Origin of the sequence: Aeromonas sp. 600724, assembly GCF_049175135.1 — a bacterium.
GTDB lineage: Bacteria > Pseudomonadota > Gammaproteobacteria > Enterobacterales > Aeromonadaceae > Aeromonas > Aeromonas veronii_A.
Window position 1 is genome coordinate 42,849 of record NZ_JAAKUM010000006.1, and the last position, 15,630, is coordinate 58,478.

The window sequence follows — 15,630 nt, forward strand, 5'->3', positions numbered from 1 at the left end:
CGGTCACCAATGAATTTTTTTCGCGAGCGCAAGCGTATTCCTGAGTTGAAAAGGGTGATGAAGATCACACACAATTCGGCCCCCGCTTGCCGCCCCAATTGCCGGGGGTAGGCTGCCCATTTTGCGAAGCCAACTGAAGAGTCGCCCCCATGAGCCCACTGATCGCCATCGCCATCACTACTGGAATTCTCTCCGCCGTCTGGGGCTGGATTGCCGTCGCGTTCGGCCTTATCTCCTGGGTCGGCTTTCTCGGCTGCACCAGCTATTTCGCGTCAAGCGGCGGCTACAAGGCGCTGCTGCAGACCATCTTCTGCAACACCAGCGGCATGCTGTGGGCACTGCTGCTGATCCATGGCGACAGTCTGTGGGGAGCGGGTGTGGCGGGTTACGTGATGACGGGGGTGGTCGCCACCCTGATGTGCGTACAGGCCAAGCAGCAGTGGCTCGGCTACATTCCCGGCACCTTTGCCGGTTGCTGTGCCACCTTCGGGGCGGCTGGCGAGTGGCGGCTGATCCTGCCCTCCCTCATCATTGGCGCCTTGTTCGGTTACCTGATGAAGGCGAGCGGCCTCTGGCTCTCCCATAAAACCCAAAAAGCCGATGCCGCTCCGGCTGTGGTTGATCCCGCCTGATTTATCCCTTCGATTTGAAGTTTGCTGCTTCGATACCGTGCCGATTCAATAACTTGTAAAAATCGGTGCGGTTTCTACCCGCCAGGTTGGCCGCCAGAGTCACGTTGCCCTCGGTAGTGCGCAGCAAACGGATCAGATATTCCTTCTCGAATTCGGCACGAGCCTCATTGAAGGAAGGGATGCCACCACCGCCGCCGCTCAGGGCGGACTCCACCATGGAGACCCCGATCACCGGGCTGCAACAGAGGCTGGCGAGTTGCTCCACCAGATTGCAGAGCTGACGCACGTTACCGGGCCAGGCAGCTGCGGCCAACATCGCCAGCGCCTCCGGCGAGAAGCCCATCGCGGCGCAGTCGCTGTGGCGGCAGCGATAATCATCCAGCGCCTGTCTGGCCAGCAGCGGAATGTCTTCACTGCGGGCACTGAGAGACGGTAAGGTGATATTGGCGACGTTGAGACGATAGAAGAGATCTTCCCGAAAGCGTCCCTCCTCCATCGCCTTGACCAGATCCTGATGGCTGGAGCTGAGCACACGCACCTCCGGCGTGCCCTGGCCATACTCCTCCATCACCTGCAGCAGCTTGGCCTGCAAGGATTCCGACAGGCTGCCAATTTCGTCGAGAAACAGGGTCGCCCCCTTGGCCTGCTCGAACAGCCCGGACTGACCATCTTCACCAAACAGCTGCAAGTCGAGTGACGCCCACGGAATGGCGGCGCAGTTGATGGTATGGAGCGGCTTGTCGCGGCGCTGGCTGGCCTGGTGCAGCGCCTGCGCCATCGCCCCCTTGCCGGAGCCTGACGGCCCCATGATCAGTACTGGCACCTCCATGGTGGCGATGCTGTGAGCCTGGATCAGTAACTGTTCCAACTGGGGATTGCGGGTCAGGATCAGTGACTGCCACTCCTGCTGCTGTTTCGGCCGGGTCAGGCTGAGAGCATGCTCTATGGTGGCCAGCAGCTCATCCTTGTCAATGGGCTTGGTCAAAAAGCTGAAGACGCCGGAGCGGGTCGCCTGAATGGCATCCGGGATGGTGCCGTGGGCGGTCATGATGATCACCGGCAGCCCCAGCCACTGGGCCTGGATCCGCTCGAACAGCGCCAGACCGTCCATGCCCCCCATCCGCAGATCGCTCAGCACCAGATCGGCCCGCTGCTGGCGCAGCAGGTCGAGGGCCCCTTCCGCACTGTCGGCAGTATCCACCTCATAACCCTGACTGCGCAGCCGCATGCTCATCAGCTTGAGCAGACTGACGTCATCATCCACCAGCAAGATCCGGCTCATGGTATTACCTCACGATGCTCGTTGAGCTTGCGCTGGTTGAGCTGGTCATCGATGGCGGTCAGCTGTTCGATCTGGCGACGCAACCGCTGGATCTCCTGACTTTGATCATCGCGTCGGCTGTCGCGAGCCAGCAGCTGTTCGCCGAGGGCGATCCAGCTGCGCAAAAATGCCTGCGCATCGAGACCCAGCTCGGGCAGCATCTGCTTCAGGCGCGCCAGCCCGGCGGTACGATTGGCCACCGATTCGGCCGGGTGGGAATCCACCATCGCCAGACTGACCCGGCTCTCCAGATCATCCGCCCCTTTCAGGCGTTGACGCTCCTGCATCCGCTGCTGGGGGTGACTGGCCAGCAACCAGTCGGAGTATTGCAGACGTACCTGCATCTCCTTGTTGGCAAACTCCATCCGCTTGGCAAAAGCGATATCGGTGGAGTTCTGCTGTTCGTGCTGTGGCAGCAGGGCGCAACCCGCGAGCAACCCCATCATCAGGGCTGGAAATACGCGCTGTATCTTCATAGTTCTCTTTTCAACGTCAACCTGAAGCAGACATCCGCCTGTTCATCTTTCACCAGAACCAACTCACCTCCGAGACTATGGGCAGACTCCCGTGCGATAGAGAGGCCCATACCAGAGCCTTTCAATACACCTTGTCGCACTGTACTGCCTTGTTCGAAGGGTTCAAAAATACGTTGCTGATCGGCAGCGGGGATCTCTGGCCCCTCGTTGGCTACCTCCAGCCAGCTTGTCTGTTCATCCTGCCCTGCCCTGATCCAGATATTGCCCCCGCTGGCGCCGTAACTGACAGCGTTGGAGAAGAGGTTATCGAGGATCAGTCTCAACCGGTAGGGCTCCGCCCACAGGGTAACCGGCCCGATCGGCAAGTGTACACGGATCTGCTTGGACTCCAATGCCAACCGGTACTCGATGGTGAGTTCTGACAGCATGGGCAGCAGGGGGACAGATTCCAGCTCAAATGCCTCCTGCTGGGTGAGTCGATTGAAGTCGAGCAACCGCTCGATCAGGGTTTGCAAACGGCGACTGCTCTCGTCCAGCATCTGGCAGATCTCCAGCTGATCCGGCGTCAACGGCCCGACCAGCTGCTCGCAGAGCAGATCCGACCCCTCCCGCAGCACCGCTAGCGGGGTCTTGAGCTCGTGGGAAACATGACGCAGAAACTGGTACTTTTGCTGCTCCAGCTCCTTGAGCTTGTCGTAAAGCCAGAGGATCCGCTCCCCCAGCAACACCAGCTCGGCGGGGCCATCTACCGGCCTTGGATCCGGCTCGACCCCCGCCCCCAGGCTCAAGATGCGCGACTCAATCTGTCGTACCGGGTGGATGATCAGGTAGGTGAAGATAAAGACCATCAGCAGGCTGAGCGCCGCTACAGCGCCGCTCACCCACCAGAGCTCCCTGGTCAGTCCGGCGATGGTGAGTCGCACCCGATCCATGTGTTCGTCAACCCGGCTGCGGGTGACCATCTCAAGCTGCTTGTTGGCATCGTTAAACAGCTCTAGCTTGTCCCCCGCCACCGCAGCCTGGGCCAGCGCGGCATCCTGCAAGCTGTCGAGCCAAGCCAGCCCCTGATCGAGCCCCCTGTAGAGCTGACCGTCGGAGATAGAGCTGCGATGTTCTGCCAGCAACACCCGATACCCGTCGAGTTGCTGCTGGTAGCTGGTGAGACTGCGGCGATCCCCCAGCACCGCGAAGCGGCGCAAGGTGCGTTCGATATCGATGGCTTGCGCCGTCAGCAGGGTGGCGCGGCGGGTATCCTTGACCGCCCGCTCCATCTCGTCGCTGGTGAGCTGACTGAGGTGGGCAAGGGAGGTGCTGTTGTGCCAGATCATGCCGCCCAGCGGCATCAACACCAGCACAAATCCCATCAATACTACCTGCAGCAGGGAGCGTGGGCGAACCTTGGTCATCATCTCTTCTCTTGCATTCTCACCGGTGCGCCAGCATAGCCGCACCGCCCCAAAAAACAAAACCGGCCAACAGGCCGGTTTGGATTATCTGGATTGTGGTGATTCACGCCAACGCGACAGAGGCCAGACAGATAATCATGATCATCGCCAGCGCACCCGAAGCGGTCAACAGCGCCCATTTCAGCTCCACACTCATGCAAACCTCCTTTCTGCCAATCAGTGCCGGATCACAATAGATAAGACAATGTTAAGCCATAGTTAATCCGATAACCGTGAGCTGCGTATACATTTCAGATGAGCCCAACCCCGGGAAGGTCAGCATGTTCTATCTGTGTAGCATTGGTTCCAATATTGACCCGCATATCCATGTCAGCCGCGCGCTGGCCGAGCTGTTTGAGAACGTCGGTCCCCTTCGGCTGAGTTCGGTGATCCGCACCAAGCCGGTGGGAATGCACTCCAGCCACGACTTTCTCAACTGCCTGCTGGTGGTGGAGAGCCCGCTCGATGCCGCCCGCCTCAAGCAGCACTTTGTCGCCCTCGAGGTGGCTCACGGCCGTGATCGCAGCGATCCGCTCTGCAAGGTGCACGACCGGCCACTCGACATCGATATTCTGGCCAGCAACAGGAGCGGTGACTTTGCCTCGGCAGAGGTCGATTCCTATCTGGCGGAGCTGCTGGCAGAGCTATACGGCCATGGCGAGGTGCATGACCCCAAGGTGGCGCTGCAAGTGACGCTCCCCGCCCAGTCGGGCAAGCTCAAACCCGGCAAGGGCTTGCTGACCCGGCAGGTCGGGCTGGGGCCGCTGGTGCTCGGCAACCCCTCAGAGGTTGGCCAGAGCACGCCCGCCATCTACCTTGATGCTGGCACCCGTCATATAACTGTTCCCCACCAGTAGCTGCACCGCCTGCCAGATGGGCTCAAGTCCACCCTCCCGCGCCAGCGGCGTTTTCGCCAACACCTGCTGGCGCCAGCTCTCGTCATGTTCATCGAGAAACAGGATCGGCCCTGGCTCTATGGTGTTGACCCGAACCGTGGGCGCCAGCTCGCGGGCAAAGCTCATGGCCAGCGAATGGGCTCCCGCCTTGGTGGCCACATAGCTGGCAAAACGGGGGGCCGGGGCATGGATATAGATATCGGTGATGTGAATGATGCTGGCGTTGGGGTTGCTGGCAAGCTGAGGGGCCAGCGCCCGGTTAAGCTGGAAGGGGGCCGCCATGTGTACCCGGTAGAACTGCTCGAACTGGGCCAGTTGCGCCGCCGGATCAGTTGCCTGAGGTTCGAAAGCAGAGGCGTTGTGGATCACCAGCGCCAGATCCTGATGGGCAGCCAGCACATCGATCAGCTTGCCAACGTCCTCTTCCCGGCCAAAATCCGCCTGCACCAGTTCGACCCCCAATGCAGCCAGCGTGGCCAGCTCCGGCCGCTCGCTGCGATAGCTGCCCGTCACCTGCCAACCCGCTGCCACCAGCTGTTCACAGAGATAAAATCCGAGTCGACGGCCACAGCCCGTTACCAATGCACGCATATGATCTCCTTTCCCTTTCATGGTCTTGCATGAACGAAGCCCGCCTGCCAGCGGATCACCGCCGATGGCTTGTGCCTATCAATCCCTGCGGCACAAGCCATTGGTCGCGGGCCACCCACCCGCGTCATAGTGGCGGCATCCCCCTCTTGCGGAGTCACCACCATGCTGAAAGTACACCACCACATGGGTCGCCTGACCCACTCCCTCACTGCCGGACTCGGCCTGGCCGAGGCGCTGGATCGCCTGCATCAATCGGGTCTTGGCGGCCTGCCGGTGCTGGATGAGCAAAAACGGCTTATCGGCTTTCTTTCCGAACAAGACTGCATTCCCAGCCTGCTCACCGGCAGCTACCACTGCGATACCCGCACCAGGGTGGAGGATCTGATGAACCGCTCGCCCCTCTCGGTCGGGCCGGATGAGAGCATTCTGGATCTGGCTCGCCAGATGGCCGATGCCAAGCCCAAGATCTACCCGGTGCTGCAACAGGGCAAGGTGATCGGCATCATCAGCCGCCGTCAGGTGATGCAGGCCCTCAACCAGCAGATGAAGGTGTGCCAGCAGACCTAGATCTGGTAACGCCCCTTGTCACCGATATCGAAGTGCAGGGGCATCCGCCACTTGGCCAGCGCCAGCAAGGTCAACAGGGCCCCGCATACCAGCGCCACCAGTGCGGCGGCCCACTCCACCCGCAACCACTCCAGCAGCCATAACGCCGGCAGCAAAATGGGCACCAGCTTGATGCCGGGAATCGAGAAGCAAAACTGCTCCTTGAACGCCAGCCCGGAGAGGGTCGCCAAGGCCGCTCCCAGCACCAGCGCATCCGGCGCTCCTACCGCAGCCAGGGCCAGCGCGCCCCAACCAAATCCCTGCAGAATCAGGCGAATCCGCTTGTCGTAGATATGCAGCGAGAAGCCGCAGATTGCGCTTGCCACTGCCAGCGACATCAACCATTGTGCCGACGGAAGCAGTGCCATCCCGCTCAGCAGCGCCGCACCGCGGCAAAGCAGCAACAGGGCAGCCGCACTCAAGCCAAGGCGGTAGAGCGAGACGGTCAACTTGTCGATCCCGTCCAGCGGGCTCTCGATTTCAGGATTTGCCATAAACAGTCGCTTCTAACGGATCAGGTGCCATCCAATATACTGGAATCAGGTCTTGGAATATCTTCAAACGGGCTCAGGAGACGTAGTTTGCGTGTGATCCCCCTGTTTTGGTTGCTGTTTCCACTCGGATTGCCCGCCAAGGAGCTGGTGATCTGCGGCACCATGGAGCCCCCGCTCAAGTATCTCGATGCCGATCAGAAACCCCGCGGACTCGATATCGATATCGTCACCGCCATATTCGACAAGCTGGAGACGCCCTTTCGGGTCGAGCTGGCCGACTCCGGCGCCCGCCTCACCCGTAATGCCGAAACCGGCGCCTGCGATCTGGTGATGACCCACTCCTACAAGGCAGAGCGGGAGAGTTATCTCATCTATCCCCAACAGGCCCATCTACGCCACAGCTGGCACTTCTTCGTGCGCAAGGCGGACCTGCTGAAGATCCGTTACGAAACGCTGGCCGATCTCAAACCCTGGCGCATCGGCGTGACCAAGGATTTCTCCTATACCCCTGAACTGGCAGCGGCCATGACCGACCCGGCCTATCAGTTTCAGGAGATCACCATGAACCAGCTGCAACTGCGCAAACTGCTGGCAGGACGCATCGATACCGTGCCCATGCCACTGGTCACCGCCTTCACCCAGATCAAAGAGGAGGGGCTGACGGGCAAGGTCGATTACCTGCCCAAACCGCTCAAGAGCAGCCCCTACTTCAACACCTGGGCCCGCGCACGAGCGGATGCACAGACTCCCGCCCTGATGGCGGCCTACGATGCCGAACTGCTGCGCATGAAGCGAAACGGCAGCCTCAAGGTCCTCTACGACAAGTACGCCATCCCCTATATCGAACCCTGATCAGCCGGTCAGGGCTTCACGTCCCGCAGGATCGGATTCTGCAGCGAGATCAGGGTTTCAGTGGACTGGATCTCGTCGATGGTCTGGATCTTGTTGATCAGCACTATCTGCAGCTCGTCGATGGAGCGGGTCATCACCTTCATGAAGATGCTGTAGTGGCCCGTGGTGTAGTAGGCCTCCACCACTTCGTCCAGCGCCTGCAGCTTGGCCAGTGCCGAGGGGTAATCCTTGGCACTCTTCAGATTGATCCCGATAAAGCAGCAGACGTCGTAACCCAACTTCTTGGGGTTCACCTGCACCCGTGTCCCCTCGATGATCCCCGCCTGTTTCATCTTCTCCACCCGCACATGGATGGTGCCCGGGCTGACCGCCAGTTGTTTCGCAAGCTCGGCGTAAGGGATCCGCGCATTCTCCATCAGAGCGGTGAGGATGGCCTGATCGAGATTATCGATCCGGTAATTTTCCGGCATTTTTTTGCACTCCCGTTAACGATACCTCATTAAAAACCGGCTTATTTTGAAGAAAAAAATACACAAAACCTATTTATATTATCGAATATTGAATTTGGTTGGCATTCCGTTGAAGAATCACTACATCCAACGGGGTTTGAAACAGGAATTCAGCATGAAACAGCACTACATTCGCAGCCAACAGCAGATCAGCTTCGTCAAAGAGATGTTCTCCCGCCAACTCGCCCAGCAACTGGGTCTGATGGAGGTGCAAGCCCCCATTCTGAGCCGGGTCGGTGATGGTACTCAGGACAACCTCTCTGGCCACGAGAATGCAGTGCAGGTCAAAGTGAAGACCCTGCCGGAGCACAGCTACGAAGTGGTCCATTCACTGGCCAAATGGAAGCGCCAGACCCTGGGTCGCTTCGGTTTCGGCCCGGGCGAAGGGATCTACACCCACATGAAGGCGCTGCGTCCGGATGAAGACAAGCTCACCCCCATCCACTCCGTCTACGTGGATCAGTGGGACTGGGAGAAGGTGATGCCGAGCGAGCGCCGCGATCTTGCCTATCTGCAGGAAACCGTGCGCGGCATCTGGGCCGCCATCAAGGCCACCGAGCGCGCGGTCTGTGCCGAGCATGAGTTGACCCCCTTCCTGCCGACCGAGATCCAGTTCCTGCACAGCGAAGAGCTGCTGGCCCGTTACCCGGACCTCGATGCCAAGGGTCGCGAGCGTGCCATCGCCAAAGAGCTGGGCGCCGTGTTCCTGATCGGTATCGGCGGTGCGCTCTCCCACGGTGAGCGCCACGATGTGCGCGCCCCGGATTACGACGACTGGAGCAGCCACAGCGAGCTGGGTCTGGCGGGTCTGAACGGCGACATTCTGGTGTGGAACCCGGTGCTGCAAGACAGCTTCGAGATCTCCTCCATGGGGATCCGGGTCGATGCCGAGGCACTGCGCCGCCAGCTGGCCATCACCGGCGACGAGGATCGCCTGCAGTACGACTGGCATCAGGATCTGCTGGCCGCACGGATGCCGCAGACCATCGGCGGCGGCATCGGCCAATCCCGTCTGGCCATGCTGTTGCTGCAAAAAGAGCATATTGGTCAGGTGCAGGTCGGCGTCTGGCCAGCCGAGATGAAAGCCGCCGTGCAAGGCATGCTGTAACGAATGAAAGCCATGCCGGCGTCATCGCCGCCGGCATGGCAACAGGCAGGTGGCCGTCGGGGTTGAGCGAGCGCATCCCCGGCAGGCTGTAAGAGGCGAGGCCAGCAGTGGCCGCGCTTCGCAATCGGGGGCTTGCCCCTGCGACCCGCTCAACCCACGTCAGGTCGCTTCACTACATTCCTCCCGGCAATCTTCGGATTGCCGTTTTTTTTACGCCGAAAACCGGAACTCGAACCCGGCTCCGATCTGGCGCTGGTGCGGTAACTCCGCCTTTCTGCTGCCGGTACAGTGGCAGGCAAACAACTGCTCTACCGCCTCTCCCTGCAGATAGGTGCCGAGCGCCGCCGCCCGCTCTGGGCCGGAGAACTTCAGGTGCAGGCCACCGATGACGGCATGGATCCGCTCGTCACCACACACCTCCTTGGCCCGTTCGATGATGTTTTCGACCCCGGCGTGACCGCAGCCGATAAAGACGATAAGGCCCTTGGAGCTCTTAAAAGCCAGTGCCGAGTCGTCGCTGATGAGGTCTTTCTCCACCCGCCCACCCCGCACTATGTAGCCGAGCAGCGAAGGCGCAGCCCGGTCGCGCCGCACAATGCTGCCGAGGAACACCAGACGATCCGAGAGCCACACCGGCTCGGCTGAGCAGTGGGGAAGCAAGCCTCTGGCCGGCAGCGACTCCCGAGCCAGCGCCCCCGACAGGCGATAGAGGTTGCGTCGCCAGAAGGGCAGCGACAGGAAGTAGCCCCGCTCGCAAAACACGTCCGGACAGGCGATGAGCGGGATGGGTCTTGGATAGACGGGCAGCGAGCCGACCCCGCCCACATGGTCATAATGACCGTGGGAGAGCACCACATGGGTGAGCGAGGCGAGATCGATCCCCATCACGGCGGCGTTGTGGCACAGCGCCCGGCCACGGCCGCTATCAAACAGCACCCTGAGGCCGTCACACTCCAGCAGCAGCGCCAACCCTCGCTCGGGCAGACAGCCTGGCAGATGAACGTCGTCATCCACCAGCACGGAAAACTTCAGCATCTCGCTTCCCCTGAAAACAAAACGCAGGCACAAGGCCTGCGTTTTTCATCGACAATCCCATTACTGGGTCATGGTGAGGCCGTTGCTGTCGGCTCCCAGCAGCAGTTTCTTGCCGGGAACGATGCGACCGGAGAGCAGCGCCTGCGCCAGCGGGTTCTCCACCTTCTGCTGGATCGCCCGCTTGAGGGGGCGTGCCCCGTAGACGGGATCGAACCCGGCATGGACCAGCTTGTTGAGCAGCGCTTCGCTCACCTCCACCTCGTAACCCTGAGCCTCGAGACGGCCCATCAGGCTCTTGAGCTGGATGCGGGCGATGGACTTGATGTGCTCCTCGCCGAGCGGGTGGAACACCACCGTCTCGTCGATCCGGTTGATGAACTCCGGCCGGAAGCTGCGAGTCAGCACCTCCATCAGCATGCCCTTCATCTCGTCGTAATCCTTCTCGGAGTGGTGCTCCTGAATCAGATCCGAACCGAGGTTGGAGGTCATGATCACCACCGAGTTGCGAAAATCGACGGTACGACCCTGACCATCGGTCAGGCGGCCATCATCCAGCACCTGCAGCAGGATGTTGAACACATCCGGGTGTGCCTTCTCCACCTCATCCAACAGGATCACCGAGTAGGGGCGACGGCGTACCGCCTCGGTCAGATAACCGCCCTCCTCGTAACCCACGTATCCCGGAGGCGCCCCCACCAGACGGGCCACGCTGTGTTTCTCCATGAACTCGGACATGTCGATCCGCACCATGGCGTCCTGGGTATCGAACAGGAACTCGGCCAGCGCCTTGCACAGCTCGGTCTTGCCCACCCCGGTGGGCCCCAGGAACAGGAAGGAGCCGATGGGGCGGTTCGGGTCGGACAGCCCGGCACGGGAGCGGCGAATGGCGTTGGAGACCGCCTCGACCGCCTCTTCCTGGCCAATCACCCGGCTGTGCAGCTGATCTTCCATCCGCAGCAGCTTGTCGCGCTCCCCTTCCAGCATGCGGGCGACCGGAATACCGGTCCAGCGGGCCAAGACGTCTGCAATCTCCACGTCAGTGACGCGGTTGCGCAGCAGACTGGTCTCCTGCATCTCGGCTTGCGTGGCGAGATCCAGCTGTTTCTCCAGCTCCGGAATGCGGCCGTACTGCAGCTCGGACATCCGGCCCAGGTCGCCAGCGCGGCGCGCCACGTCGAGATCCTGACGGGCCTGCTCCAGCGCAGCCTTGATATGCTGGGTACCGGCGAGGGCGGCTTTCTCGGCCTTCCACACTTCGTCCAGCTCGTTGTATTCCCGATCTTTTTCGCCAATCTCCTGATTGATCAGCTCCAGCCGTTTGCGGCTGGCGTCATCGTCCTCTTTCATCAGCGCCTGCTGCTCCAGCTTGAGCTGGATGATGCGCCGCTCGAGGCGATCGAGCGCCTCGGGCTTGGAGTCGATCTGCAGCCGGATGCTGGCCGCCGCCTCGTCGATGAGATCGATGGCCTTGTCCGGCAGCTGGCGATCTGCGATATAGCGGTGCGACAGCTGGGCCGCCGCCACGATGGCGGGGTCGGTGATCTGCACATGGTGGTGCAGCTCGTAACGCTCTTTCAGGCCGCGCAGGATGGCGATGGTATCCTCGACTGTCGGCTCCTCCACCAGCACCTTCTGGAAACGGCGCTCCAGCGCTGCATCCTTCTCGATGAACTGGCGATACTCGTCCAGGGTGGTGGCACCGACGCAGTGCAGCTCGCCCCGCGCCAGCGCAGGCTTGAGCATGTTGCCCGCATCCATGGCCCCTTCGCCCTTGCCGGCGCCGACCATGGTGTGCAGCTCGTCGATAAAGAGGATGACGTTGCCCTCCTCCTTGGCGAGATCGCTCAGCACGGCCTTGAGCCGCTCCTCGAACTCGCCACGATATTTGGCACCGGCCACCAGCGCCCCCATGTCCAGCGACAGCACCCGCTTGTTCTTGAGCCCTTCCGGCACCTCGCCGTTGATGATGCGCTGGGCCAGCCCCTCGACGATGGCGGTTTTGCCGACACCGGGAGCCCCGATCAGCACGGGGTTGTTCTTGGTGCGGCGTTGCAGCACCTGAATGGTACGGCGGATCTCGTCATCCCGGCCGATCACCGGGTCTAGCTTGCCGATTTCGGCCCGCTCGGTCAGATCGATGGTGTACTTCTCCAGCGCCTGACGGTTCTCCTCGGCGTTGGCATCCTCCACCTTCTTGCCGCCACGCACCTTGTCGATGGCCGCTTCGAGTTTCTCTTTGGTCAGCCCCTGAGCGCGCAGCAGCTCGCCCAGCGTGCCCTTCTCGTCGAGGGCCGCCAGCACGAACAGTTCGGATGAGATGAACTGATCCTTGCGCTGCTGGGCCAGCTTGTCACAGACGTTGAGCAGGCGGCCAAGGCCGTTGGAGAGCTGTACATCCCCTTCCACACCGCTGACGCGCGGTAGGCGATCCAGCTCCTCGCCAAGGCGCGAGCGCAGGGCATTGATATCCATCCCGGTCAGAGTGAGCAACGGACGGATGGAGCCGCCATCCTGATTGACCAGGGCGGTCATCAGATGAACGGGTTCGATGAATTGGTGGTCACGACCCAGCGCAAGAGACTGGGCATCGGAAATAGCAATCTGGAATTTGCTGGTAAGGCGATCGAGGCGCATTGCACTCCCCCTTCAAACAGGCAGACGCCGCTTGCGCGGCAAACAACATAACTTTCTGAGATGAAAGATGAGGCCCGTACGGGCTATTTCAAGGGGCGATGCTGGTTATTTTTTCTGCAAGACGGGGCGAGAGCAGGATCCCCGCCCTTGCCAGATGCAGGGCGGGGAGCTTCATCAGGACGCCAGCCAGATGATGGAGGCCATCCGGCCGGTCTGGCCGTTGCGACGATAAGAGTAGAACTGCTCGCTGTCGCTGAAGGTGCAGTATTCGCCACCATAGACTGCTGTGACACCGGCGCGGGCAAGGCGCAGCCGGGCAAGCTGGTAGATATCCGCCAGCCATTTCCCTTCATTGGACGAAGGGACGAACGCTGCTTCTGCTTCGGCCTGCTCCGCCATAAAGGCCTCGCGCACCTCGCCACCCACTTCAAAGGCTGTGGGGCCAATGGCCGGGCCCAGCCAAGCCAGGATCTCGCCCGGCTCGCAGCCCATGGCGGCGATACTTGCCTCCAGCACGCCCTCTTTCAGTCCGCGCCAACCGGCATGAGCGGCAGCCACCACAGAACCGGCCCGATCGCAGAAGAGTACCGGCAGACAGTCGGCGGTCATCACGATGCAGGCCTGATCCACCTCATGGGCGCAGGCGGCATCGGCATCCGGCGCCAGCTCATAATGGCTGCGGACCGGATGAACGACGGTGCCGTGCACCTGATTGAGCCAGTTGAGGGGCCCCGGGATGGCGGCCACCTGCTGCAGCCGTGCCCGGTTGGCCTCGACCCTGGCCGGTTCGTCCCCTACGTGGGCCCCCAGATTGAGACCGGCAAAGACCCCTTCGCTGACACCACCATCACGGGTGGTCGAAAGAGCCCGGACGCGTGCTGGCGCAGGCCAGTCGGGTTCAATCCATTTCATTGCTCACTCCTTCACGCCCTATCGTTCAAATGGAAACGGGGCCCTTGGCTGCAACCAGTCAAGACGCCCCGTTTCAAAGTTCTCTGTGCTACACGCTATATCGGCGGGTTACGGCAGAAGTCGTCGCAACGCTGCCAGATTCACCACTATTTCCAGACCAATTCATCCGGATTGGCGAGGGTATCCGCGCGCAACACCTCCATCAGCTCCACCATATCTTGCGGTGTAGCTGAGTGCCACTGCATCACTTCACCCGTGATGGGGTGAGCCAGTTGCAGCATGGTGGCATGCAACGCCTGGCGGTTGAAGTTGCGCAGTGCCAGGGTCAGCTCGGGGGTCGCGTTGCGCAGCGGGCGCAGACGGCCACCGTAAGCGGGGTCGCCCACCAGCGGGTGTTTGATGTGCGCCATGTGGACACGGATCTGGTGGGTACGACCGGTTTCCAGCCGCAGACGCAGACGGGTGTGGCCGCGGAACTTCTCGTGAACCCGGTAGTGGGTGACGGAAGGACGGCCATTGGGCACCACGGCCATATGGGTACGCTGGGTCGGGTGACGGCCGATGGGCGCATCGACGGTGCCGCCGGCGGTCATGTGACCGATGGCGATCGCTTCGTACTCACGGGTGATCTGGCGCGCCTGCAACGCTTCCACCAGATGGGTCTGGGCGGGTACGGTTTTGGCAACCACCATCAATCCTGTGGTGTCTTTATCCAGACGGTGCACGATACCGGCGCGGGGCACCTCGGCAATGCCGGGGTAGCGGTGCAGCAGGGCGTTGAGGATGGTGCCATCCGGCGTACCTGCGCCCGGGTGAACCACCAGACCGGCCGGTTTGTCGATCACCAGAATGTGTTCATCTTCATAAACAATGTTGAGCTCGATATCCTGGGCATCCCAGCGAGTATCATCTTCCAGCTCGACATTCACATGCACCTGCTGCCCGGCCAGAATCTTCTCGCGCGGGGTGTTGGCAACCTGACCGTCCAGGGTCACTCTGTCCTGTAAAATCCACTCCTTGATGCGGGTGCGGGAGTAGTCTGGAAACAATTCGGCCAGGGCCTGGTCGAGTCGCTGCCCGAATTGGTGATCCTGGAATTCGCCTGTCAGTTCAATATGCTGGCTCATGTATGGTCTCTTGAGCGGGGGGTATCAATTCGAAATAATCCGGGTATTCTAGCTTTTCTTTTAGCCAAGCATAACGGATACTTTGCCAATTTCGTGGAAATGGACCGGATGTTGTTGATGGGAAAGAAGTCTCACCTGCTGATGTCGCTCGCCTTGGTCGCTACCTTGATCACAGGCTGTTCCAGCACCAAACCCAAGGTACCCGACGAACCGCCGGAGACCCTGTACCAGAAAGCACGCCTCAAACTGGACGTTGGCAATTACGTGCAAGCCACTGAATTGCTGGAGGCTTTGGACTCTCGCTATCCGTTCGGTGCCTACTCCAACCAGGTGCAGCTTGACCTCATCTATGCCTACTACAAGCAGGATGATACCGCTCAGGCGATCGCCAATATCGACCGTTTTATCCGCCTCAATCCGGCGCATAAAAATATCGATTACGTCTTCTATATGCGCGGCCTGACCAACATGGCGGCGGATTACAACTTCTTCCAGAGCCTGTTCGGTATCGGTCGGGACGACAAAGACCCTGCTTATGCCCGTCAGGCATTCCAGGACTTCAAGACCCTGCTGCAGAACTACCCCAACAGTGTCTATGCCGCCGATGCCCGCGCCCGCATGATTGGCCTGAAGAATCGTCTGGCCCGATATGACCTGAGCGTGGCCGAGTATTACGTGAAGCGTGATGCACTGGTCGCAGCCGCCAACCGGGCCAAGCTGATTGTCGAAACCTACCCCGACACAGCCGAAACCGAGAAGGCACTGGAGATCATGGTCGAGTCTTACGACGCCCTGAAGATGCCGCAGCTGGCCAAGCATGCCCGCGAAGTGCTGGCCAAGAACTACCCGGAGAACCGCCTCGGCCGTGGCTGAGTGATACGGATAAACCGGTAATAAAAAAACCGATGCCAAGGCATCGGTTTTTTTATCTTTGCAATCCACCAATCCGGCTGGGTGAAGTTCCTGCAACCCATAGCGGTCGCGGCCCCTCA

At 60.8% G+C, this 15,630-nt stretch carries 17 protein-coding genes; 6 read left to right on the forward strand and 11 right to left on the reverse strand.

What is annotated here, in order from left to right:
• The first annotated feature begins 149 nt into the window (after positions 1 to 149).
• Positions 150 to 632, forward strand: coding sequence for a DUF1097 domain-containing protein (locus G5168_RS07240; protein WP_005339809.1), 483 nt, complete (start codon positions 150 to 152; stop codon positions 630 to 632).
• 1 nt (position 633) lies between these two features.
• Here the strand turns inward: G5168_RS07240 and G5168_RS07245 are convergent, their stop codons facing one another.
• The 4 genes from G5168_RS07245 to G5168_RS07260 all read right to left on the reverse strand — a co-directional run bounded on the left by G5168_RS07245 (position 634) and on the right by G5168_RS07260 (position 4,031).
• A complete protein-coding gene (locus tag G5168_RS07245; RefSeq protein WP_421223022.1) occupies positions 634 to 1,914 on the reverse strand; it encodes a sigma 54-interacting transcriptional regulator in 1,281 nt (426 codons plus the stop codon).
• Positions 1,911 to 2,429, reverse strand: a complete 519-nt coding sequence (locus G5168_RS07250; protein WP_227341794.1) for a hypothetical protein — start codon at positions 2,427 to 2,429, stop codon at positions 1,911 to 1,913. Before G5168_RS07250 ends, G5168_RS07245 begins: the two co-directional genes overlap by 4 nt.
• Positions 2,426 to 3,835 carry a sensor histidine kinase gene (locus G5168_RS07255; RefSeq protein WP_421252063.1) on the reverse strand — a complete coding sequence of 470 codons (1,410 nt, stop codon included), beginning with the start codon at positions 3,833 to 3,835 and terminating at the stop codon, positions 2,426 to 2,428. The genes G5168_RS07250 and G5168_RS07255 overlap by 4 nt, the downstream gene beginning before the upstream one ends.
• A 103-nt stretch (positions 3,836 to 3,938) precedes the next feature.
• Entirely contained in the window at positions 3,939 to 4,031 is a 93-nt protein-coding gene (locus G5168_RS07260) for a YnhF family membrane protein (protein ID WP_005339800.1), read from the reverse strand.
• 124 nt (positions 4,032 to 4,155) lie between these two features.
• On the opposite strand from G5168_RS07260, the gene G5168_RS07265 reads away from it, so the two are divergent.
• Positions 4,156 to 4,731, forward strand: coding sequence for a 2-amino-4-hydroxy-6-hydroxymethyldihydropteridine diphosphokinase (locus G5168_RS07265; protein ID WP_227341793.1), 576 nt, complete (start codon positions 4,156 to 4,158; stop codon positions 4,729 to 4,731).
• On the opposite strand, the gene G5168_RS07270 is transcribed toward G5168_RS07265, so the two are convergent.
• Entirely contained in the window at positions 4,657 to 5,361 is a 705-nt protein-coding gene (locus tag G5168_RS07270; RefSeq protein ID WP_421231100.1) for an SDR family oxidoreductase, read from the reverse strand. The genes G5168_RS07265 and G5168_RS07270 overlap by 75 nt on opposite strands.
• Before the next feature lie 162 nt (positions 5,362 to 5,523).
• On the opposite strand from G5168_RS07270, the gene G5168_RS07275 reads away from it, so the two are divergent.
• On the forward strand, positions 5,524 to 5,928 hold the full coding sequence (locus G5168_RS07275; RefSeq protein WP_005356342.1) for a CBS domain-containing protein: 405 nt from the start codon (positions 5,524 to 5,526) through the stop codon (positions 5,926 to 5,928).
• Here the strand turns inward: G5168_RS07275 and G5168_RS07280 are convergent.
• Positions 5,925 to 6,461, reverse strand: a complete 537-nt coding sequence (locus G5168_RS07280; protein WP_213388076.1) for a DUF2301 domain-containing membrane protein — start codon at positions 6,459 to 6,461, stop codon at positions 5,925 to 5,927. The two genes, G5168_RS07275 and G5168_RS07280, sit on opposite strands and share 4 nt — an antisense overlap.
• Before the next feature lie 87 nt (positions 6,462 to 6,548).
• Here G5168_RS07280 and G5168_RS07285 point away from each other — a divergent pair, with 87 nt between their 5' ends.
• Positions 6,549 to 7,313 (forward strand): substrate-binding periplasmic protein, encoded by a 765-nt coding sequence (locus G5168_RS07285; RefSeq protein WP_421231101.1) that lies wholly within the window; start codon positions 6,549 to 6,551, stop codon positions 7,311 to 7,313.
• Positions 7,314 to 7,321: 8 nt separating this feature from the next.
• Here the strand turns inward: G5168_RS07285 and asnC are convergent, their stop codons facing one another.
• Complete coding sequence (asnC, locus tag G5168_RS07290; protein WP_005339783.1) at positions 7,322 to 7,783, reverse strand: transcriptional regulator AsnC; 462 nt, start codon at positions 7,781 to 7,783, stop codon at positions 7,322 to 7,324.
• A 154-nt stretch (positions 7,784 to 7,937) separates the two neighbouring features.
• Between asnC and asnA the strand changes: the two genes are divergently transcribed.
• Entirely contained in the window at positions 7,938 to 8,930 is a 993-nt protein-coding gene (gene asnA, locus G5168_RS07295) for an aspartate--ammonia ligase (protein WP_263084926.1), read from the forward strand.
• Between the two features lie 210 nt (positions 8,931 to 9,140).
• Here asnA and G5168_RS07300 read toward each other — a convergent pair whose 3' ends face one another.
• The 4 genes from G5168_RS07300 to rluD form a co-directional block, all read right to left on the reverse strand.
• Positions 9,141 to 9,965: an MBL fold metallo-hydrolase gene (locus G5168_RS07300; protein WP_421231102.1), complete on the reverse strand. Its 825-nt coding sequence runs from the start codon at positions 9,963 to 9,965 to the stop codon at positions 9,141 to 9,143.
• 60 nt (positions 9,966 to 10,025) lie between these two features.
• On the reverse strand, positions 10,026 to 12,599 hold the full coding sequence (clpB, locus tag G5168_RS07305; protein ID WP_421252034.1) for an ATP-dependent chaperone ClpB: 2,574 nt from the start codon (positions 12,597 to 12,599) through the stop codon (positions 10,026 to 10,028).
• Positions 12,600 to 12,773: 174 nt separating this feature from the next.
• A complete protein-coding gene (pgeF, locus tag G5168_RS07310) occupies positions 12,774 to 13,511 on the reverse strand; it encodes a peptidoglycan editing factor PgeF (protein WP_421245086.1) in 738 nt (245 codons plus the stop codon).
• 146 nt (positions 13,512 to 13,657) lie between these two features.
• Positions 13,658 to 14,638, reverse strand: a complete 981-nt coding sequence (gene rluD, locus G5168_RS07315; RefSeq protein ID WP_139461818.1) for a 23S rRNA pseudouridine(1911/1915/1917) synthase RluD — start codon at positions 14,636 to 14,638, stop codon at positions 13,658 to 13,660.
• 117 nt (positions 14,639 to 14,755) lie between these two features.
• Between rluD and G5168_RS07320 the strand changes: the two genes are divergently transcribed.
• On the forward strand, positions 14,756 to 15,511 hold the full coding sequence (locus G5168_RS07320; RefSeq protein WP_005339769.1) for an outer membrane protein assembly factor BamD: 756 nt from the start codon (positions 14,756 to 14,758) through the stop codon (positions 15,509 to 15,511).
• Positions 15,512 to 15,630: the final 119 nt, after the last annotated feature.